The sequence below is a fragment of the Halorubellus amylolyticus genome (assembly GCF_034808145.1).
Classification (GTDB): Archaea; Halobacteriota; Halobacteria; order Halobacteriales; family Natrialbaceae; genus Halorubellus.
On the sequence record NZ_JAXHGM010000004.1, the window covers coordinates 71,598 to 92,744 of the forward strand.

Annotated in this window: 14 protein-coding genes, 1 tRNA gene and 1 pseudogene; 7 read left to right on the forward strand and 9 right to left on the reverse strand. The window is 68.2% G+C overall.

From position 1 onward, the window contains the following. Nucleotides 1–150: 150 nt before the first annotated feature. The 5 genes from SM754_RS11540 to SM754_RS11560 form a co-directional block, all read right to left on the reverse strand. Nucleotides 151–2,487 carry a methyl-accepting chemotaxis protein gene (locus SM754_RS11540; protein ID WP_323676387.1) on the reverse strand — a complete coding sequence of 779 codons (2,337 nt, stop codon included), beginning with the start codon at nt 2,485–2,487 and terminating at the stop codon, nt 151–153. A gap of 264 nt (nt 2,488–2,751) precedes the next feature. After that, nucleotides 2,752–5,082, reverse strand: coding sequence for a methyl-accepting chemotaxis protein (locus tag SM754_RS11545; RefSeq protein WP_323676388.1), 2,331 nt, complete (start codon nt 5,080–5,082; stop codon nt 2,752–2,754). A gap of 215 nt (nt 5,083–5,297) precedes the next feature. Beyond that, nucleotides 5,298–6,395, reverse strand: a complete 1,098-nt coding sequence (locus SM754_RS11550; RefSeq protein WP_323676389.1) for an aminopeptidase — start codon at nt 6,393–6,395, stop codon at nt 5,298–5,300. 92 nt (nt 6,396–6,487) lie between these two features. Further along, nucleotides 6,488–7,261, reverse strand: coding sequence for a creatininase family protein (locus tag SM754_RS11555; protein WP_323676390.1), 774 nt, complete (start codon nt 7,259–7,261; stop codon nt 6,488–6,490). A 153-nt stretch (nt 7,262–7,414) separates the two neighbouring features. Further along, nucleotides 7,415–7,816 (reverse strand): CBS domain-containing protein, encoded by a 402-nt coding sequence (locus SM754_RS11560; RefSeq protein WP_323676391.1) that lies wholly within the window; start codon nt 7,814–7,816, stop codon nt 7,415–7,417. 101 nt (nt 7,817–7,917) lie between these two features. Here SM754_RS11560 and SM754_RS11565 point away from each other — a divergent pair, with 101 nt between their 5' ends. The 5 genes from SM754_RS11565 (at nt 7,918) to SM754_RS11585 (ending at nt 15,285) form a co-directional block, all read left to right on the forward strand. Further along, entirely contained in the window at nt 7,918–8,391 is a 474-nt protein-coding gene (locus SM754_RS11565) for a hypothetical protein (RefSeq protein WP_323676392.1), read from the forward strand. A gap of 101 nt (nt 8,392–8,492) precedes the next feature. Then, entirely contained in the window at nt 8,493–10,151 is a 1,659-nt protein-coding gene (locus tag SM754_RS11570) for a long-chain fatty acid--CoA ligase (protein WP_323676393.1), read from the forward strand. 122 nt (nt 10,152–10,273) lie between these two features. Next, on the forward strand, nt 10,274–11,779 hold the full coding sequence (locus SM754_RS11575; protein WP_323676394.1) for a hypothetical protein: 1,506 nt from the start codon (nt 10,274–10,276) through the stop codon (nt 11,777–11,779). 196 nt (nt 11,780–11,975) lie between these two features. After that, complete coding sequence (locus SM754_RS11580) at nt 11,976–13,130, forward strand: acyl-CoA dehydrogenase family protein (RefSeq protein WP_323676395.1); 1,155 nt, start codon at nt 11,976–11,978, stop codon at nt 13,128–13,130. A 130-nt stretch (nt 13,131–13,260) separates the two neighbouring features. Further along, complete coding sequence (locus SM754_RS11585; RefSeq protein WP_323676396.1) at nt 13,261–15,285, forward strand: hybrid sensor histidine kinase/response regulator; 2,025 nt, start codon at nt 13,261–13,263, stop codon at nt 15,283–15,285. A gap of 23 nt (nt 15,286–15,308) precedes the next feature. Here the strand turns inward: SM754_RS11585 and SM754_RS11590 are convergent, their stop codons facing one another. From SM754_RS11590 to SM754_RS11605, 4 genes are all read right to left on the reverse strand, one after another. Further along, complete coding sequence (locus SM754_RS11590; protein ID WP_323676397.1) at nt 15,309–15,917, reverse strand: response regulator transcription factor; 609 nt, start codon at nt 15,915–15,917, stop codon at nt 15,309–15,311. Between the two features lie 456 nt (nt 15,918–16,373). Beyond that, nucleotides 16,374–16,447: transfer RNA gene (locus SM754_RS11595), tRNA-Thr, on the reverse strand. 7 nt (nt 16,448–16,454) lie between these two features. Beyond that, nucleotides 16,455–16,976, reverse strand: coding sequence for a GNAT family N-acetyltransferase (locus SM754_RS11600; protein WP_323676398.1), 522 nt, complete (start codon nt 16,974–16,976; stop codon nt 16,455–16,457). Further along, nucleotides 16,977–18,197, reverse strand: coding sequence for a phosphoglycerate kinase (locus tag SM754_RS11605; protein WP_323676399.1), 1,221 nt, complete (start codon nt 18,195–18,197; stop codon nt 16,977–16,979). 603 nt (nt 18,198–18,800) lie between these two features. Between SM754_RS11605 and SM754_RS11610 the strand changes: the two genes are divergently transcribed. Next, nucleotides 18,801–19,751: a branched-chain amino acid ABC transporter permease gene (locus tag SM754_RS11610; RefSeq protein WP_501993784.1), complete on the forward strand. Its 951-nt coding sequence runs from the start codon at nt 18,801–18,803 to the stop codon at nt 19,749–19,751. Between the two features lie 95 nt (nt 19,752–19,846). Further along, a pseudogene (locus SM754_RS11615) lies at nt 19,847–21,145 on the forward strand (branched-chain amino acid ABC transporter permease); the annotation flags it as partial. Between the last annotated feature and the right edge of the window lie 2 nt (nt 21,146–21,147).

Sequence of the window (21,147 nt, forward strand, 5' to 3'; positions counted from 1 at the left end):
GTCCGCTGACTGACCGCCAGAGCAACCGCGTCCGCTGACTGACCGCCAGAGCAACCGCGTCCGCTGACTGACCGCCAGAGCAACCGCGTCCGCTGACTGACCGCCAGCAGCAACCGCGTCTCTGACCGACCGCCAGCAGCGACCCGCAGCTTACTCCGTGTCGAACGGGTCGACGCCGCCGTCGGTCGACGGCGTCGGCGTCTCGAACGGGTCCGTTCCCGGGTCGTCGTCGCCGTCGTCACCGCGGCCGTCGTCGGCCTGCCCGTCGTGTACCTCGAACGCCTCCAGTGCGCTCCAGAGGTCCGACGCGCGCTCGCTCAGGCGGTCAGCGCTGCTGGAGACGTCCGAGAGGTTCGCGGTCTGCTCCTCCGCGGCCGCCGCCACCGTCTCCGCCTCGCTCGCCGTCCGATGCCCGATCTCGGTCGCACCCTCGGTCATCGCGACGACCTCCTCCGTGCTCGCCGCCTGCTCCTCGGTCGCCGCCGAGATCTCCTGCACGCCCGTGTTCGTCTCGGTGGCGTGGTCAGCGACCTCGTCGAGCGCCGATGCGGCCGCGCGGACGTCCTCGGCGTTCGCCGCGACGCGCTCGTTCACGTCCCGGACCTGCGCCGCGGTCCGCTCGGTCTGCTCGTCGATGCGCTCAAGGCGCCCTTCGATGTCCTCCGCGGCGTCCTTCGCCTCCGCCGCGAGGTCCTTGACCTCCTGAGCGACCACCGCGAACCCGCCGTCGTCGCCGTCACCGCTCGCGCCGCGGGACGCCTCGATGTTCGCGTTCAACGCCAGCATGTTCGTCTGGTGCGCGACGTCACTGATGAACTCCACGAGCTTGTCGACCTCGCGCATCTGCGCCTCCAGCGCGTCGATCTCCTCGACCGCGTCGGCGGTCTCGCCCGCGATCTCCTCCATGCTCTCGATGGCGTCCTCGGCCGCGTCCCGGCCCTCGCGGCCGACGGTAGCCGACCGCGCGGCCGTGTCCGCGACCTCGTTCGCGGACGCCGCGATCTCCTCGGTGGTCGTCGCCAGGCTCTCCATCTCCGAGCTCACCGCCTCGAGCTTCTCGCGCTGCTCGTCGGCACCAACGGAGATCTCCTGGACGGACTCGGTCACCTGTGCGCTCGCCTTCCGGACCTCGTCGGTCGACGTCGCGACGCTCCCGGACTCCTCCTCGACGGCGGCCGCGAACTCGCGGGCCGCCCGAACGGTCTCCTCGAGGTCGTCGAGCATCTCGTTGAACGACGTCGCGACCGCGGTCATCGCCTCGCTCTCCGACGACCCCTCGAGGCGCTGCGTGAGGTCGCCGTCGGCGCACGCGTCCATCGCCTCGCTGTAGGACTCCGCGCGCTCCTTGAGGTGCTCGCTGAACGCGTCCGCGGCGCGTCGGCGTTCCTCGGCCTCCTCGCGCGCCGCCTGTGCTTCCGCGATCTGGTCGCCGAGCGAGACGCGCATCTCGTCGAACGCGTCACCGAGCTCGCCGAGTTCGTCCCGGCGGTCGACCTCGACGGCCGTCTCCAGGTCGCCCTCGCGAAGCCGGCGCGCGTCCTCCGAGAGCGACGAGATGTCGGACACGGTGCTGCGGACGAGCGTCATCCCGACGATGCCGAGTACGAGCGCGAGCGCGCCGAGCATCCCGGCGACGCCGAGCTCGACGAACGACTGCACGGCGAACGCGTGCTCGGCGGTCGTCCGTCGCGTCACGTACCAGTCGGTGCCGTCCACGCTCGACACGCCGGCGACCGTCGACACGCCGCTCGCGTTCTCCAGCCGGTCGAAGGACTTGGAGAGGTCGAGTCCGGCGTTCACGAGCTGGTCGGACGCCGTGATCTCGGACTCGCGCTGCGAGAGGATGGTGGTCCCCTCGTCGTCGACGACGGCGTACGAGCCGTCAGCGGTCGCCGGCAGGCTCGTCCGCGAGAGCTCGGCCAGATCCACGACGAGCACGATGGAGCGGTTCGGGTGGTCCTCGACGGGCGTCGACAGGAACGCGACCGGCTGGTTCGTGTTCTGCAGGACGACCGGGTCGGAGACGCCGACCTCGCCGGCGGTCTCCCCCTGCGTCTCGTTCACGCGCTGCAAGTGTTCGTCGGTCAGGTCGGTGCTGTTCGGCTTGAACAGCCCCCAGTCTTTGCCGGCGCGAGCGAACGTGTCACCGTCCGCCCGGTTGACGTACAGCGCCGCGGCGACGTACGACGGTTCCTCGGCGTTCCGCATGAGGACGTCCGCATCACCCGTGACGTCGTTCTGTACCGGCTCCATCCGTGTGAGCGTCGTCGCACGTCGTTCCAGGCCACCTATCGTGGATTCGAGATGCTGGCTCTGGACGGTGGCGTCCTCGACGTACTCGGTCCTGACGTCCTCGCTCATGTTCTGGCTCACCGCGCCGTAGACCGCGCCACCGATGCCGCCCAGTACGAGGACGACCACCACCCCGGCGACGAGGAACTTCGTTCGGAGACTGTCCGTGATCGCGTCCGGCAAGATTCGCCCCATCAATCCCATCGGCCGCGCAAACTGACCACTCGTACATATATATCGCGGAATGGGTACCCGGGTGGGTCGACTAGACAAACGTACTTCGATCTCCAGCTATGTAGAACCACTGGCTTGGGAGAAAATTTAATCATAATATTATCCAAAATAATCTTTAGATTAGTTGTGAGAATATGGCGGCGTGCTGACGGGGCGAGAGTCACCGGTCACACGCTCGCGCGCACTCCCGAACCACGACCGCTCCCGCTCTCACCGCGCCGGTGGCTAGCCGACCTGGAACGGCGCCGACTCCGCGTCCACGTCGACCCCCTCGTCCGCGACCTCGAACGCAGCGAGATGCTCGGAGAGCGCCCGCGCCTGCGACGCGAGGTGCTCGACGCGTCCCGAGACGTCCGAAAGGTTCGCGGTCTGCTCCTCGGCGGCCGCCGCCACCGTCTCCGCCTCCGCACTCGTCTCCTCGCTGATCGTCGTCGCCTCCTCGACCATCGCGACGACCTCCTCCGCGCTCGCGGCCTGCTCCTCGGTCGCCGCCGAGATCTCCTGCACGCCCTCGTTCGTCCGTTCGACGTGCTCCGCGACCGTCGACAGCGCCGCCGCGGCCGCGCGGACGTCCTCGGCGTTCGCCGCCACCCGCTCCTTCGTCGCGCGGACCTCCGTCGCGGTCCGGTCGGTCTCCTCGCGGACGCGCTCCAGGCGCGCCTCGACGTCCGCCGCCGCGTCCTGGGTCTCCTGCGCGAGGTCCTTGACCTCCTGCGCGACCACCGCGAACCCCTCCCCGCTCCCGTCACCGTCACCGCTCGCGCCGCGGGACGCCTCGATGTTCGCGTTCAACGCCAGCATGTTCGTCTGGTTCGCGACGTCCGCGATGAACTCGACGAGCTCGTCGACGGCCGCCATCTCCGCCTCCAGCGCTTCGATGGCTTCGACCGCCTCCTCGGACTCCGCCTCGACGTCCGCCATCCCCGCGATGGCGTCCTCGGCGGCCGCCCGACCCTCGCGGCCCGCTTTCGCCGTCGCCGCCGCGCGGTCGGCGACGTCGTTCGTCGTCGCCGCGATCTGCTCGGTCGACGTCGACAGCGACTCCATCTCGACGGTCACCGACTGGAGGTCGTCGTGCTGGCGGTCCGCACCCACGGAGATCTCCTGGACGGATTCCGTCACCTGTGCGCTCGCGCGCTCGACCTCCGCCGTAGACGCGGCGGCACTGTCGCTCGCGGCCTCCACGGCCGCCGCGAACGACTTCGCCTCCGCGACCGTGCCCTCTATCGCCGCCAGGGTCCGGTTCGTCGCCGCCGCGACCGACGTCATCGCGTCGGACCGACTGTCCGGGTCGAGCCGCGCCGTGAGGTCGCCCTCGGCGACGTCGGTCATCGTCGCCTCGTACGCGTCGGCCTTCCGCTCCAGGTGTCGACGCATCGCCTCGGCCTCCTGCCGGGCGGCCTCCGCGTCCGTCCGCGCCTGCTCGACCTCGCGGATGCGGTCCCGGAGCGACGCCCGCATCTCGTCGAACGCTCGACCGAGGTCACCGATCTCGTCGGCGCGCCCCGTCGGAACGCGCACCTCCAGGTCGCCGTCTTGGAGGCGTTCGGCGGCTTCGGAGAGGTCGCGCACGGACCCGACGGTGTTTCGCCCGAGCGTCAGTCCGAGGACGCCGAGGCTCGCGACCACGAGCACGACGAGCACCAGCATCTGGTTCGAGATAGCGTGCTGGAGCGCGTACGCGTCGCTGGCCGGGACGCGCGTCGCGACCGTCCACGGGACGCTCTCGCCGACCGCGGAGCCGACCGCGAACGCCCGCCCGTTCATCTCGACGCGCGGCGCGAACTCGGTAGCGCCGGTCCGCATCGCGGCCCGACTGGGGTCGAACCCCTCCGTGGTCGCGTCGCCGAGTGGCGTGTGGTTCTCCTCGGTCGACCCCAGGAGCCGACCGTCGCTGTCGGTGAGAACGACCGTGCCGGACTCCTGGTCGAGGAGGGAGTCCTCGCTGACCGACCGCACGTCCGCGATGAGGAATATCGTCTCGTTCAGGTTCCCGTTCACGGTCGTCGCGAACACCATGTACGGCGTCTCGTCGCCGCCGATCTGGAACGGGTCGGTCGTCCCGATCGCGGCGCCGCTCTCGTTCATCGCCCGCACCGCATCCTGCCGGACCGGTTCCCGGAGGGTTCCCGCTCCCCCGCCACCGATCTGCATGAACCGCTGGTCGCCCGACGTGATCTCGAGTTCGCCGTCGCGCGAGTCGCCGTAGTACGCGGCGACGACGTGCTCGCGTCTGTCGACGGTCGCGGAGAGCGCGTTCTCTATCGCTTCGCCCGAGAACTCGGGCTGGCCCTGCATCGTCGACACGCTCACCCGGAGCGACTGCATGTCGCTCGTCGTCCCGCGGTACCACTCGTCTATCTGGTCGCGCTGGAGGGACGCCGTCGTCGTCAGTTCGTCTTCCGTGGCGTCCTGGAGTTGCTCGCCCGCGTTCACGTAGACGAAGCCGCCGACTCCACTGGCGACGACCGTGACCAGCAGCAGTCCGAGGAAGAACTTGGTCGCGTAGTTCCGTCGGAGGCGCGCTGGAACCAGTCGCCGTGTGATAGAACCCATCGGGTAACCGCTTGCCAGCAAGCCACCTATAAGTTTCTGAAATTTTATATGTTACTCGCAGTCTGTCAACGAGACTCACAATTCAAGAACCGTGAGAATGTTCCACATATTACGGGAACGAAGCGCCTCGCCGCGGCAACCACTCACCTACGCACTCACGAACGAACTGCAAAAAATCGACCTCTCCCCTCGACCCCTCGCACCCGTTCGACGCGTCAGGCCTCCTCCTCGAACCCGTCCTCGAACCGGAACGTCCCGTTGCGCTGGACGACCTCGCCGTCGACCTCGATGCGCGAGTCCTCGCTCATGTCCACGATCATGTCCTGGTGGACCGCGGACTCGTTGACCTCGTTCCCCTCGCCGACCGTGTCGTCGTAGGCACGCCCGATGGCCATGTGGACGGTATCGCCCATCTTCTCGTCGAACAGCATGTTGTACGTGAACCGGTCGATGTCGCGGTTCATCCCGATGCCGAGCTCCCCGAGGCGCTTCGCGCCCTCGTCCGTGTTCAGCACGCTCGTGAGGACCTCCTCGTTCTTGTCCGCGGAGTGCTCGACGACCTCGCCGTCCTCGAACACGAGCCGGACGTTCGTTATCTCGCGGCTCTGCACCATCACGGGCATGTCGAACAGGACCTCGCCCTCGACGCTATCGGGCTGTGGCGCGGTGAACACCTCGCCGCCGGGGAGGTTGTGCTCCGCCCAGTCGTTCTTCGTCGGGTTCCCGCCGACGCGCATCGTCACGTCCGTCGTGTCCCCGGAGACGATGCGGACCTCGTCCGCGTCGTCGAGTATCTCCACCATGTTCGCCTGGAACGCCTCCTGCTCGTCCCAGTCCTTGTTCACCGCGTCGAACACGAAGTCCGCGTACGCCTCCGTGCTCATCTCGGCGTCCTGGGCGTTCCCCGGCGCCGGGTACTGCGTGAGCAGCCAGCGCTTGTCCATCATCTCGTCCATCAGCGGCCGCATCTCCTTCTGCCGTGCCTGGTTCGTCTCCGGCGGCACGTCGCTGGACTCGAACGTGTTCTGGTCCGCGCGGATGGAGATGGAGACGTCCGTCTCCTTCGCGGCGGCGAGCGTGTGCTCGGGCGTCTCCCAGTCCTCGTCGTCCATCGCGAGCGCGTACGCTCGCTGCGCTCGAGACGAACCGAGCTGCAGGGACGCTGTCGCGCCGACGTCGCCGAGCTTCTCCATCACCGCGACGGCGAGGTCTTCGGCTTCCATCGGCGCGTTCACGAGGACGTTGTCCCCGTCTTCGACGCTGGTACAGTGGTCGACGATTATCTCCGCGTGTTCGTGGAGGCGTTCGTCCATGGGGAACCCTGTCCGGAGAACCGTCATATTCGTTTCGAAACACGAGGGTGGCGACGCGCGCCGGTGCACGTCGTGCTCGGTGCGGCGAGCGGTCAGTCGACGTGGGGTTTCGCCATGAGGTCGTCGAACTCGCGGTCGGCGAGCCAGTCGCAGAGCGCGACGAGTTGGTCGGTCGCGGCGTCGAACAGCTGCTCGCCCTTCGCGGCGGTGGCGTCGGTCTGGTCGCCGAACACGCCGTTGGGCGAGTTGTCGATGGCGTCGTAGTAGTTGCGTGCCCCGTGAACGGTCGGGTCGCCGTCTTCGAGGTTCACGCGGCCGCCGTCGCGCGCCTCGTCGAGCCGGTCCGCGTGGACGTTCTCGGGGTCGAGATGGAGGAGCATCGCCGTCTCCTTCGGGCCGCCGTGCGGGCCGTTCTGCTCGAAGAGGTCGTCGACGAGGTCCGGGATGGACTCGTCCCACATCCACTCGACGGCGTACGCGTCGCGGTCCTCGCGGAGGCGGCGCCCGACCTCGCGGAGGTGCTGCATGTTCCCGCCGTGGGCGTTCACGTACACGACGCGGTCGATACCGTGCGCGGTGAGGTTCCGCGTCAGGCTCTCCACGTAGTCGCGGAACGCGGGCGGGTCGACGCTCATCGTCCCGTGGAACTGCATGTGATGCGTGCTGACGCCGACCTTCACGGGCGCGGTGCAGAGGTAGTCGCCGCGGTCGGCTGCTTCGCGCGCCAGTGCCTCGGCGATGACGTGGTCGGTGGACTCGGGGAGGTGCGGGCCGTGCTGCTCGGTGGAGCCGACGGGGACGAGCGCGAGCGACTCGCGCTCGAAGTACTCGCCGAGGTCGGGCCACGCGTGGTCGGGCAGGTACATGGTCGACGTGGCGGGGCGAACCGACAAATGGGTTTCCGCCGCGGCAGGTGGCGACCCCCGCCACCGCAGATAGCGACCTCCCGTTCCGACGCAGCCGGCCCGGTGGCCGCTGCGCGGGCGGACTCGGCGATGCCTACCGTCGCCGTCGCGCGGTCAGTCCTCGCCGACTGCCGACGCGGCGAGAATCTCGGGCTGTGCGCGAGCGATGTCGGTAGTCGTGACGATGCCGACGACGTCCAGGTCCTCCTCGATGGGGAGGCGCTTGACGTCGTTCGCGGCCATCTCGTCGACTGCGTCCGCGACGCTCGTCGTCGCGGTCGTCGTCACGAGCGGACTGCTCATCTCGCGAGACACGTCGATGTCGCCGAGCGCGGTCTTCGAGAGGTACGCGGCGCGGAGGGCGTCGGTGCGCGTGACGATGCCCTCGGGCGCCTCGCCGTCGTACACGATGGCGCTCCCCGCGCTGTGCCGGAGCATCAGGTCGGTCGCGTCCCACATCGAGTCGTCGACCTGTACCGTGACGACGTCCGTCGTCATCAGTTCGCTGACGTTCATACCGACGCATCGCGGACCGCCGAAGTATGAATTGTGGCCGGACGGACCCGACTTCGGCCGGTGCACCAAAAGCTTACGCCGGTGAGGCGTCGAGGGGGCTCGTGAACCGACCGCGACTCGTCGTGGCCGCCCTGCTCGTCCTCCTCGTTGCCGGCGCCGGCCTGGCCCTCCTCGGTGGCCCGCCGGCGGAGACGGTCTCGGTCTCGAACGAACGCGGCGGGACCGTCGTGGTCGAGGTGTACCAGGTCGGGAGCGACGCGACGGTCCAGATCGAACGCGCCGACGGGACGACGACGACGCAGCGTCCCGACGACGTCGACGCGCTCGCGACCGTGACCACGGTTCTCGTCCCAGAGAACACGTCTCGCGAAGCGATTCTCGTCTTCCCGAACGGGACGGCGAGCGCGGACGCGAGCCAGACGGGGTCGCGGTTCGTCTACGTCGTCCACGACGGCGACCCGGACGGGCGGACGTACCTCGCCGTCGGCCTCGTCGACTGCGGCGACGCGACCCCGTCCACGAACGTCACGATAACCGACGCCGGCGCCGCCGTGGGACCGGACTCCTGCGAGTAGCGCCCGCAGCGAGCGAGGGCCGGAGCGACGCCGGGTTCCGGTGCCGGCAACCGCGCGGGGTGTGGGCAAAGCACAAGCCGCTGCCGGGTGGAGTGCATGGTATGCCAGGAGGCTCATCGATGACCCTTCGACCGTTCCTGTGGCGCGCCGAACGACTCTACGCGGACCGCGAGATCGTCTCGCGCACACTCGAGGGGCAGAAACGCTACGGGTACGAGGAGTACGCGGGCCGGGTCGCGCAACTCGCGCACGCGCTCGACGACGCGGGCATCGAGGACGGCGACCGCGTCGCGACGTTCTGCTGGAACGACCACTGGCACTTCGAGACGTACTTCGGCGTCCCGAGCATGGGTGCGCAGCTGCATACGATCAACCCGCTGCTGCCCGACCACCACATCCAGTACATCGTCGAGAACGCCGACGACCAGATACTGTTCGTCAGTCCCTCGCTCGTCGAGAAGCTGGAGGCTGCGGCGGACGACGAGGCGTTCGAGGGCGTGCAGCAGTTCGTCGTCACGAGCAGCGAGACCCCGGAGACGTCGCTGGACCCGGTGACGAACTACGAGGACTTCGTCGAAGGGTACGACACGGACTACGACTGGCCGGAACTGTCGGGTGACAAGCCCGCGGGGATGTGTTACACGTCGGGGACGACGGGGAAACCGAAGGGCGTGGAGTACACCCAGGAGATGCTGTGGGGGCACACGATGGCGACGCTCCCGCAGTCCGGCCTCGACCTCGGTGCGGACGACGTCGTGATGCCGCTCGTCCCGATGTTCCACGTGAACGCGTGGGGACTCCCGTTCACGTGCACCGCGGCGGGCGCGAAGCACGTCTACCCGGGGCCGTCGCCGGAACCCGCAGACGTCGCGCGGCTCATCGAGGAGGAGGGCGTGACCGTGACCGCGGGCGTCCCGACGGTCTGGCTCGGCCTGCTCGAGTACGCGAAGGAGAACGAGGTCGACCTGTCGTCGCTCGACCGCATCGTCATCGGCGGAAGTGCGGCGCCGGAATCCCTCGTCGAGACGTACGACGAGCAGTTCGACGTCACCGTCCTCCACGCGTGGGGGATGACGGAGATGAGTCCGCTCGGCACCGCGAGCCACCTCAAGCCCGGGATGGACGAGCTGAGCGACGAGGAGCGCTACGCGAAGCGCGCGAAGCAGGGTCTGCTCGTGCCCGGGTTGGAGATGAAGGTCGTCGGCGACGACGGCAGCGAGGTCCCCTGGAACGGCGAGGACTTCGGCGAACTCTGGGTGAAGGGCCCGTGGGTGACCCAGGAGTACTTCGAGCGGCCGGACGCGAACGAGGAGGACTTCGAGGACAAGTGGTTGAAGACCGGTGACGTCGTGACCGTCGACGAGGACGGGTACGTGAAGATCGTCGACCGCGCGAAGGACGTCATCAAGTCCGGCGGCGAGTGGATCTCGAGCGTCGAACTGGAGAACGCGCTGATGGCGGTCGACGACGTCGCGGAGGCGACCGTCATCGGCGTGCCCCACGAGCGCTGGCAGGAGCGACCGGTCGCGTTCGTCGTCCCGTCGGAGGGCGTCGACGGCGACGCGCTGAAGGAGGCAGTGCTCGCGACCATCGAAGCGGAGTACCCGAAGTGGTGGGTGCCCGACGACGTCCTCTTCATCGAGGAGGTCCCCAAGACCGCGACCGGGAAGTTCGACAAGAAGGTGCTCCGCGAGGAGTACGCTGACGAGAGCCTCGTCGAGGGGAAGGTCCCCGACGAGGCCGCGCCCGAGGACGACTGAGCGCCGGGCGCCGAACGAACGCGCATCCGGCGGTCCGCTCCCGACGTTCGGTCGGCTGGGTCGGTCGAGTGCGCGGCCGTCGACCTCGAAGCTTTTTCGGCCGGCGCTCGAACGGGTTGCGTATGCGCCGCCGCGCCCTCCTCGCCGCCCTCACCGCCTCGGCGTCCGCGACCGCGGGCTGCTCGCTGCCCGACGACAGCGACCGGTCGCGGGAGCCGTTCGCGGTGTCCGACACCACGGCCGAACCGACGTCCGAGATGACGTTCGAACCACCCGCCGATGGCGTCAGTCGCGGGTTCGCCGTCCCCGGATACGACGACCACCGGGTCGCCGTCACCACTCCGACGGCCATCCCGGACGACGTCGCGGTCACGCTCGGGTTCACGGCCGGCCCGACGACCGAAGCGCCAGCGGGCGTCTACGTCCGCGTGCAGGCGCTCCCGAGCGCCGACGCGCCCGTCGAACTCCCCGTCGGGTCGACGCCACCGTTGAGTGCGTACCGTGGCGTCCACGAGACCGAGGACGGCGGGTCACGCCCGATGTTCCTCGTGCCGCGCCGCGCCGGCGTCGAGTTCGACGCGCTCGTCCGCCGCGACCAGGCGTGCTGGCGGCCGAAGCTCCCGGTCGGCCCCGAGGACGCGACCACTGGCACGCGGACGCTCTCGCCGGGCGACGCGGTCGAGCGCGAGTACTACCTCGTCACGCCGTGGGCGAGCGACCGCTGCCTCCAGCCCGGCACGTACCTGTTCGAGGCCGACGCCGGCTGGCGGTTCTCGGTCTGTTCGTTCGACCGCGAACCCCCCTACGATTCCGCGTACGCGGACGCCGACGTCGCGTCACTCCCTGGGTTCGAGGGCACGCGCTGGTATCACGACGCCGACGCCGACACCGACCTGTTCCTCCGGCCGCGCAGCGAGCAGGTCGGGCTGCCGTCGACGACGGCGCGGTTCACGTTCCGCAACCAGTCGTACCGGCGCGTCCGCGTCGACGAGAGCGTGTGGGCGCTGTACAAGCTCGTGGACGACCGCTGGCATCCAATCGCACCGCTCGCTGGCTCCGCGAACGACGGGGGCGAACGGGCCGTCTATCCCGGGACGACGTCGACGCTCGCCCTCTCCCTCCACACCGACCCGGACGCACCGGACGACGACGACCGGCGTGCCGTCGGTGGACTCGGGCAGGGTCAGTACGCGCTCGCGTACCCCGCGACGCTCTCGCCGGCAGGCCCGAGCAACTACGGCAACCGGCCGACCGCCGCCCTCTTCACGGTCGTCGGGAACCCGCCGCGCGTCGACGCCACGGGCGCCGTCGACCACACCACCGACCGCGACGGCGTCCGGCACCTCCACACCACCGCCGACGAGAGCGCCGTCGCCACCCTCCACCTCGAACGCGTCCAGCGCGACGACGCCCCCGACGCCGCCCCCCTCGTCACCGAGCAGGTCCTCCAGCGCGACGCGCTCCGGAACGCCATCGTCGAACTTCGAGCCGCCACGACCGGCGTCGACGCCGTCGTCTACCACACCGAACCCGACGATATCGCGCGCACCGTCGCCTGGATAGACCCCGACGGCAGCGGCCTCACGTTCACGTACGACGGCGACGCGTACGCGATGACCTACGGCTGAGGAATCGGGCCGGCCGGTCGACGAGCGAGCGGGGCCGCTCGACCGACGGGTGTCCCGGAACTAGTGAACGAGGCGTTTGTTTATCTAGGCGGGCTACAGTCTCCCGTTGAACAGCGTGGAAACGAGCTGTCGGTTTCTGTCGAGGCGGGGCGCGAGCGGCCCGACCGTATTTGTATCCGAGGCCCGAAGCCGACGTATGGAACTGCTAGACGACAGCATTGTCCCCGAGGAAGCTCGCGACATCAAGCAGGAGGCGCGAGCGTTCGCGGAGGAGCACATCGCGCCCAACGCCGAGGAGTACTACCGGACGGGCGACTACCCGCACGACATCCTCGAAGCCGGCCAGGAGGCGGGACTGGTCGCGCAGGACATCCCCGAGGAGTACGGCGGCCGCGGCCTCGAAGTCCCGGAGATCCTCGCGATGACCGAGGAGTTCTACCGCGCGGACGCCGGCATCGCACTCACACTCCAGCTCGCGAGCTTCGGGTGCGAGATCGTCTACGAGCACGGGAACGAGGAGCAGAAGGAGGAGTACCTGCGGCCGGTCGCGGAAGGCGACCAGATCTCCGGGCTGGGGGTGTCCGAGCCGGAGGTCGGGAGCGACCTGTCGAGCATCGCGACGTTCGCGGAGAAGGACGGCGACGAGTACGTCCTCAACGGCGAGAAGTACTGGGTGGGTAACGGCGTCGAAGCGGACTGGTTGACGGTGTACGCGCGCACCGACGATTCGGATAATCGATACGGGAATCACTCGCTGTTCATCGTCCCCACCGACATCGACGGGTACGAGGCCGAGCACATCCCCGAGAAGATGGGGTTCCGTGCGTCGAAACAGGCGCACATCACGTTCGACGACGCGCGCATCCCGGAGGAGAACCTCATCGGGTTCGAGGGGAACGGCTTCCTGATGCTCGCCGAGTTCTTCAACATGGGGCGGGTCATCGTCGCCGGACACGGCCTCGGGCTCGCGGCCGCCGCCATCGAGGAGGCGTGGGACTTCACGCACGAACGCGAGCAGTTCGGTCGGCCGGTGAGCGAGTTCCAGGCCGTCCAGCACGGGCTCGCCGACATGCTCGTCGAGTTCGAGAGCGCGCGAGCGCTCACGTGGCGGGCCGCGGAGAAGGTTCGGGCGCACGACGACGCCGGGTACTGGGCGGCGATGGCGAAGGTGAAGGCGACCGAGACCGCGGTGGACTGCGCCGAGCAGGGGATGCAGTTCCACGGTGGCCGGTCGGTCCTCACCGACCGCCGCATCTCCCGGGTGTACCGGGACGTCCGCGTCCCCGTCATCTACGAGGGCGCGAGCGAGGTCCAGCGCAACCTCATCTACGGCCAGCGGCCCGGTACCTGAACGCGGCACGACGGCCGCCTCCCGTCCGGTCGCCGAGGCAACGGCAAGCATTATTACCCGGAATGGTCAAGGGTGGAGGTAGGTAGCGTGGGGCATCGTCGCACGACAGCCCCGACAGGGAGTTGACCAGATGAGTGGGACGAACTCGGTCCTCGTCATCAGCAACGACGCCCAGCGACGGGACCGCCTCGCCGCGCCCCTCGAGTGGTCGTACCCGAACGTCGACGTCGAGACCGCAGCCGGGTTCGAGGGCATCATCGACCAGCTCGCCGCGGGCGACCCGGACTGCGTCGTCACCGACCTGGAGACCGTCGAGGCCGCACCAGCGATACTGCAGGCGGCACGGGAACGCCACCCGGAGCTGACGCTCCTCGTCGTCGCGGAGTACGAGACCGAGCGCGGCGACGGCGCCGCCATCATGGAGGTCGTCGAGTACCTGGACGGCATCGGCGAACCCGGGAGCGACGACGCGTTCGCGGGCTGGGTCGCGAACTCCGTCGTCCGGACGCCCGGCGGTGGCGACGCCACCCCACCCGGCGGGAACCGCCCCGAGGACGTCGTCCGGGACGTCAAGCGGGCGCTCGTCGACGCGGAGTCCCCGATGGACATCGAGGCCGCGGTCTGCGAGCAGCTCACGCTCGGCGGCCGGTACGCGTTCTCGTTCATCGGCGAGTACGACCGCGGTGAAGGCCAAGTCGTCCCGTGGGTGTCCGCGGGCATCGACGACTGGCCGGTGAGCACGACGTTCCCCGTCGGCACCGGCGGTGTCGTCGACCGCGCGCTCAGCACGCGCGAGATACAGGTCGTGCAGGACGTCGACGACCACCAGCTGTCGGTCCCGTGGCGGCGGGCGGCGAGCGACCGCGGCTGTCGGAGCGCGCTCGTCGCCCCGCTCTACGTCGAGGACGAGCTCTACGGTATCCTCGGCGTGTACTCGAAGCACCCCGACGGGTTCAGCGACATGGAGGTCTCGGGCGTCGAGGAGATTTCGCGGACCGTCTCGTACGTCCTCGACACGATGGCGATACGCGGCCGCATCGACCAGCAGGAACGCATCCTGAAACGATACGAGCGACTGGTCGAGACCGTCGGCGACGGCATGTACGCGCTCGACTCGGACGGCCACTTCATGACCGTGAACAACGGCCTGATGGAGATGACTGGGTACAGCCGCGAAGGGTTGCTCGGCGAACACATCTCCATCATCCTCGGGAACGACGCGGTCGACGCCGGCCGGCAGCTCGTCCGCGCGATGTACGACCGGAACCAGATGACGGCGGAGACCAAGGAGGTGCAGGTCCGTCCGAAGTCCGGCGAGCCGTACCCGGGCGAGGTCCAGATCGCGCTCCTGCCGTACGACGACGAGTTCCGCGGAACGGTCGGCGTCGTCCGCGACATCACGGAGCGGAAACGCCGCGAGGAGGAACTGGAACGGCAGAACGAGCGCCTGGAGGCGTTCGCGAGCATCGTCAGTCACGACCTCCGGAATCCGCTCGGCGTCTCCCAGGGCTACCTGGATCTCGCGAGAGAGGAGAGCGACGAGTCGGTCACGGACTACCTCGGGCACGTCAAGGACGGCCTCGACCGCATGGAGGACATCATCGGGGACGTCCTCGCGCTCGCACGACAGGGCCAGACGGTGACGGAGACCGAACCCATCGAACTCGTCGGCCTGGCGCGCGAGGCGTGGTCGAACGTCGAGACGGCGGACGCGACGCTCCAGGTCGAGGGCGACCTCCGGTTCGGAGCGGACCGGTCGCGGCTCCTGCGGTCGTTCGAGAACCTGTTCCGGAACGCCGTGGAACACGGTTCCACGAGCACCAGGACGGAGTCCGGTGACGCCGTCGAGAACGGGAATCCCGGCGTCACCGTGACCGTCGGCCCGCTCGCGGACGACCACGGGAGCGCGTTCGAGTTCGGGGGCGACGACACGCCGAGGCGAACGGGGTTCTACGTCGCGGACGACGGCCCGGGGATGCCCGCTGAGATCCGCGAGCACGCGTTCGACTCCGAGTTCACGACGAGCGACGACGGCCTCGGCATCGGCCTCTGGGTGGTTCGCGAGGTGGCGTCCGCGCACGGCTGGACGGTGAACGTCGTGGAGAGCGAAGACGGCGGCGCTCGGTTCGAGTTCGACGACGTCGAAACGGCGTGAGGGAGAGTGATCGCGTCCGTCGGTTACTGTTCGCCGGGGAGGTCCTGGAACGCGCCGACGAAGTCGTCGTGGTCCTCCATCCCGGAGACCGCGTCGTCGACGCGCCCGCGGAGTTCGTCGACGCGCGCCGTGAGCTCCTGGTACTCGTCGTTGTCTGCGAGTTCGCGCTCGGACTTCTCGGACTCGAGGAGGCTCTTCTTCGAGACGAGCGCGTAGTACTCCTGGATGTCGTTCTCGTACGTGGAGCGCGATTGGACGCTCTCGACGATCTCCATGAGTTCGTCCTTCGAGACGGGCTTGACGAGGTAGTCGTCGAACCCCATCTCGATGATGTCGAAGTCGGGGTCGACGGCGGTCACCATCACGACGCGGCAGTCGTAGCCGCGGTCGCGGATCTCTTCGAGGACCTCGTCGCCGGAGAGCCCGGGCATCCGTCGGTCGAGGAGGACGACCTGGACGGACTCGCTCATCAGTTCCAGTGCTGATTCGCCGTCGTAGGCGGCTTCTACCTCGTACTCGGTCGTCAGCCAGGCGGTGAACAGGTCCGCCAGGCGCGACTCGTCGTCGACGACGAGGACCTCGAGCCCCCCATCGGGTGGACCACCTCCCTCTTGTCCGTCGTTTGCTGCCACGTTCGACCCATGGAGGCAATGCTTCATAAATGCCGCGACCACAGTTCTATCTTCTGATGGATGTACGTGAGTTACGAACCGCGCCGGAACGACGGTCGTTCCGCAACAGGCATCAACGGACCCGTCGACGGACCCCGAGCCACGGGCGATATCACCGTTGCGACCGGAACGAAAACCGACACGTCGGCGTCGACACACCCCACGAACCACCCAGCCATCGTGCGGATTGGTATCACACCAATAGGTCTAGCATCCACCACTGACACGACGCGAACCCAGGACACGAACCCCAGCAACACCCATCCGACCTCGACAGGCACACGCTCCCAGAACAGCAGACCCAGAGGAGGGATTCGAACCGGAATCAGACGTGCTCGTTCACGTCGTTCGCTACCCGCGACCGATAGGGCTCGAATCCCCTCGCTCGTCGTCGCTCACCGTCGTTCGCGACAGAAGAGCCAGGAGGGGGATTCGAACCCCCGAAGTCTCGATTACAAGTCGAGTGCATGAACCGCCCATGCTCTCCTGGCGCGTGGTTCACTCTCCGAGGTTGCCCTTTGTATCCGTTTCGACATCGACTCGCTTCTCGACGACGACGCGCTGTTCGACGTACCCCTCGCGGTCGTAGAACTCGCGAGCGCGACCGTTCCGCGCGAGCACCTCGAGGCTCACCACGTCCACGCCACGCGCAGCGAGCGCGTCCTCCGCCGCCGACAACAACGACGCACCGACGCCCGCCCCCCGCGAACCCGCTCGCACGAACAGGTTCTCGACGGTCCCGCGCGTCGCGTCCAGCTCGTACCCACCACCGTCCACCGAGAACGTCACGAACCCCACGAACCCGTCGTCGCCCCCCGACCCGTCGCCGTCCGACGCGTCCGCGCGACGAGCGACCAAGCAGGACTCCTCGACGACGTGATGGGCCATCGACTCACGGATCCGCTCCCGGTTCGCCGCAGCCTCCAGGTGCGAGCCGTGCGCGCGCTGCTCGGCCGCGAGCGCCACCCACGCGTCAGCGAGCGCCTCGACGTCGCGAGCGCGCGCCGGCTCGATGCGCATCTACGCCTCCGGCACCGACGGCGCGTCCCGCAACGCCTCGACCGCCGGTAGTTCGCCGTCCGTCAACATCTGGAGGCACGCCCCGCCACCCGTCGACACGTGATCGAACCCGGTCAGGTCGAACTTCCGGATCGCCGCAGCGGTGTCGCCGCCGCCGACGATACTGTACGACGCCTCGCTCGCCGCCGCGTACAGCTCGCGCGTCCCGCGACCGAACAGCTCGTCCTCGAACACGCCCGCTGGACCGTTCAGGACGACGGTCTCCGCGGACTCGAGGACGCTCCGGTAGAGACGGATGGTCTCGCTCCCCACGTCCATCGCCGCCTCGCCGTCCGCACTCGGGAGCGCGTTCAGCCCGAGTTCGTGACGGTCACCGTCGCGTTCGACGGCGACGTCCTGCGGGAACCGCACGCGGTCGCCGTGCGCGTCCAGGAGGTCCGCTGCGCGATCTATCTCCTCCCAGTACCCCTGGTCGTAGATGAAGTCCGAGGAGGCGTCGCCGATGTCGACGCCGTCGGCGAGCAGGAACACGTTCCCGACGACGCCCGTCGTCAACACCTGGTCGGCCATCCCGGATTCGAGGACGTTCCACGCCACGTCCACGGAATCGGAGACCTTCGCCCCGCCGAGGAGGTACACGCGCGGGCGTGGGGTGTCATCGACGTTCCCGAGCACGGAGACCTCCTCCTCCATCACCCGACCCATGTAGCTCGGCAGGTGCTGCTGGAAGCCGACGAGCGACGGCTGCGAGCGGTGCGCGGCGGCGAACGCGTCGTTCACGTAGTAATCGAGGACGGGGACGAGCCCCTCGACGAGATGCGTCCCGCCGGCGACCTCGGGGTCGAACTCCATGTACTCCTCGCTGTAGAACCGCGTGTTCTCGAGGACGACCACTTCGCCGGGTTCGAGGGCGTCGACGGTCTCTCGCGCCTGCTGGTTGTAGGTCGCGTCGAGGTAGGAGACGGGAGCGTCGAGCAGTTCGTCGAACCGGTCGGCGTGCGGACGCAGTTGCGAGAACTGGTCGCCGCCGGGGCGGCCCTGGTGGGCGAGGACGGCGACGCGGGCGCCGCGGTCGGTCAACTCTGCGAGCGTATCGTGGTGGGCCTGGAGGCGCGCGTCGTCGGCGAGCGCGCCGTCCGCTGTGAGTGGACTGTTCACGTCCACGCGGACCGCGACGGCGGCACCGTCGAGGGTGGCGTCGTCCAGGGTCTCCAACGGCATGGTTGGGGTTCCGAGGGGGCCCGTGAAAGACCTTTCTTTGTTCGACAGGAGCGGTTCGTTACCGCGTGCCAGGAAACGAGTGGAACGCTCGTGGGGTGTGACAACATCCTGAATAGATGCGGCGTGTGCCATGGCGTTCCAGGGGAGGGGACCGGCGTACGGGATTCAATCCCGGCGTTTGGCGGCAATACTCTAGCATCCCCAGACCCCAGAGAAACGGTCTGTTTTATTATAAACGGATGTTTGATTCGTCGTAGTTCCTGAATCGTGACGTGGTCGTGAAACGAGTGAAACCCGACGTAGTAACCGGACGACTACGGTCGGACGGACACGCCGACCGGACGCCTCCCGTCGGAGAATCCATATCCATCGAATCTGGTAGGTCGGGCAAGACTTAACTATCTCCTTGTCGCGCTTTCCTTGTAAGCCACACACATGGGAGCATCAGAATCAGTAACGAGAGGTAGAGAGCTCATCGTCGAGAAGCCGATGACAGCCGCCCTCATCTTCATCGGCGTCGTCCTCCTGCTGGACATGATCCGTCAGCTCCTCACGGGAGAGCTGGCGGTATCCGGCATGCTCGGGCTCATCTGGGACGGGTTGATGCGTGGGCTCTACATCGGCCTCGCCGGTATCGGGCTCTCGATGACGTACAGCATCCTGAACTTCGCGAACTTCGCGCACGGTGACTACATCACCGCCGGCGCGTTCTCCGGGTGGTCCGTGACCTACCTCATCGCCGGTGGCTTCGGCGCCGAGGCGAACATCGGGTCGCTCGCACTCGTCGGCGCCGGCGGCTCCGTCTTCGGCGGCACCCTCGGCATCAACGTCGTGAACACGCCGCTCGCCGTCATCGCCGGGCTCGTGGTCGCCGGGACGCTCACCGTCGCCCTGGCGCTCTTCATCGACCGGTTCATGTTCAAGCCGATCCGGGACGCCGGCGGCATCCCACTGCTCATCACGAGCATCGGGGTGGCGTTCGCGCTCCGGTACCTCATCCTGTTCGTCTTCGGCTCTGACACGCGCGGGACGACCGACGCCGGGACCGTCCCCGACGTCCGGCCGCTCGTCCTCGACGGCACCGTCCCCGTCACGCTCCACGACGGCTTCCTCATCGTCGTCGCCGGCGGTCTCATGCTCGGCGTGCACCTCCTCCTGCAGCGCACGAAGCTCGGGAAGGCGATGCGCGCGATGAGCGACGACGAATCGCTCGCCCGCATCACGGGCATCCCGACCGAGCGCGTCATCCGCTCGACGTGGATCATCGGCGGCGGCCTCACCGGCGTCGCCGGCTACATGTTCGTCCTCTGGAAGGGCACGCTGTCCTGGAACGACGGCTGGCTGCTGCTCCTGCTCATCTTCGCAGCGGTCATCCTCGGCGGCATCGGCTCGGTGTACGGCGCGATCCTCGGCGGACTCGTCATCGGCCTCACCGCGTCGACGGCGGTCATCTGGATCCCGTCCGGGTTCGCTCGCGCCGCCGCGTTCGTCGTCATGATCCTCGTCCTGGTCGCGCGTCCACAGGGACTGTTCTCAGGGAGGTCGACAGCATGAGCGAGACCGAGAACGGCGACGAGAAAGGATACGGGCAGAGCGAGGAGGAGAAACAGTCGGTGCTCTTCGGCATCGACTTCCGGAACGACTCGTACATGCTCCTCACGCTCCTCGTCGGCGTGTTCGCGCTGTACCTCATCGGCGGCGTCGTCATCGGCCTGCCGTTCCGCGGGCTGATGAACCAGCTCGGTCAGTTGAGCTTCTGGATCGCGGTGTTCGCGATGTCGGCGCTCGCGCTGAACCTCCACTGGGGGTACACGGGCCTGTTCAACATCGGGATCGTCGGGTTCATGGCGACCGGTGTCTACGTCACGGGAATCCTCTCGAAGCCCGTGTTCGGCTCGGGCACGAGCGCCGCCGAGGTCGGCGGGTTCGGGCTGCCGCTCCTCGTCGGTATCGCCGGCGGGATGGCCGCAGCCGCACTCCTCGGCCTCATCGCGGCACTCCCCGCGCTCAGGCTACGCGCGGACTACCTGGCGATCGTCACCATCGCTCTGTCCGAGATTGTCCGGTTCTCCCTGCTCTCGGACAGCCTGAGCAGCGCGAACTTCGCCGGCTACAAGGTCGGGCTCGGCGGCGGTGACGGCATCATCCTCGACTACGGCGATCCGCTCGAGGTGTTCGTCCGGACCGCGTCCGTCCCGTTCGACCTCGTGACCGGACAAGGCGGGTGGTTATGGGAGGAGGTCTACCTCGGCATCATCGTCGAAGCCGTCGGGACCGCCATCCCGAACAACCCGAAGCCCGTCGTGGACAACTTCGCGTACGCGTTCGTCCTCCTGCTCGTCCTCGGCGTGTTCTACGTGCTCATCACGCGCATCGGGAGCTCGCCGTTCGGTCGCGTCCTGAAGGCCGTCCGCGAGGACGAGGACGTGACGAACGCGCTCGGGAAGAACACGAACGTCTTCAAGATCAAGTCGTTCATGGTCGGCTGCGCGCTCATGGGTCTCATCGGCATCCTCTGGTTCGGGACGCAGGGGTCGGTGACGCCGAACACGTTCCGGCCACGCATCACGTTCTACATCTGGATCGCGCTCATCATCGGCGGCGCCGGGTCGAACACCGGGAGCGTCATGGGTGGCGCCATCTTCGCCGCGTTCCTCTTCCAGGGCCCGCGGTACTTCAAGAACATCGTCGAGACGGTGCTCGGGAACCCCGAGGCGCCGTCGAGCTTCGGCGCGGCGATGGCACCCCTCGGTGGCGGTGACGTGTTCCCGATGCTCCTGTACACGCTCGATTCCATCCGCCAACTGCAGTTGTTCCTGATGGGCGTCGTCCTCATCTGGCTCATGCATCGGCGGCCCGACGGCCTGCTCGGGCATCGGAAGGAGGCCGCGTCGAGCATCCCGCTCACGCGCCCCGCGAAGCAGACCGCGACCGACGGTGGTGAGGACCA

Excerpts from the sequence above, each read along its gene's own strand:
- SM754_RS11570 (WP_323676393.1), top strand. The coding sequence starts at position 8,493 with ATGCCAGGAGGCTCATCGATGACCCTTCGACCGTTCCTGTGGCGCGCC.
- SM754_RS11540 (WP_323676387.1), bottom strand. The coding sequence starts at position 2,487 with ATGGGGCGAATCTTGCCGGACGCGATCACGGACAGTCTCCGAACGAAG.
- SM754_RS11545 (WP_323676388.1), bottom strand. The coding sequence starts at position 5,082 with ATGGGTTCTATCACACGGCGACTGGTTCCAGCGCGCCTCCGACGGAAC.
- SM754_RS11605 (WP_323676399.1), bottom strand. The coding sequence starts at position 18,197 with ATGCCGTTGGAGACCCTGGACGACGCCACCCTCGACGGTGCCGCCGTC.
- SM754_RS11580 (WP_323676395.1), top strand. The coding sequence starts at position 11,976 with ATGGAACTGCTAGACGACAGCATTGTCCCCGAGGAAGCTCGCGACATC.
- SM754_RS11610 (WP_501993784.1), top strand. The coding sequence starts at position 18,801 with ATGCGTGGGCTCTACATCGGCCTCGCCGGTATCGGGCTCTCGATGACG.
- SM754_RS11550 (WP_323676389.1), bottom strand. The coding sequence starts at position 6,395 with ATGGACGAACGCCTCCACGAACACGCGGAGATAATCGTCGACCACTGT.
- SM754_RS11600 (WP_323676398.1), bottom strand. The coding sequence starts at position 16,976 with ATGCGCATCGAGCCGGCGCGCGCTCGCGACGTCGAGGCGCTCGCTGAC.
- SM754_RS11555 (WP_323676390.1), bottom strand. The coding sequence starts at position 7,261 with ATGTACCTGCCCGACCACGCGTGGCCCGACCTCGGCGAGTACTTCGAG.
- SM754_RS11585 (WP_323676396.1), top strand. The coding sequence starts at position 13,261 with ATGAGTGGGACGAACTCGGTCCTCGTCATCAGCAACGACGCCCAGCGA.
- SM754_RS11560 (WP_323676391.1), bottom strand. The coding sequence starts at position 7,816 with ATGAACGTCAGCGAACTGATGACGACGGACGTCGTCACGGTACAGGTC.
- SM754_RS11575 (WP_323676394.1), top strand. The coding sequence starts at position 10,274 with ATGCGCCGCCGCGCCCTCCTCGCCGCCCTCACCGCCTCGGCGTCCGCG.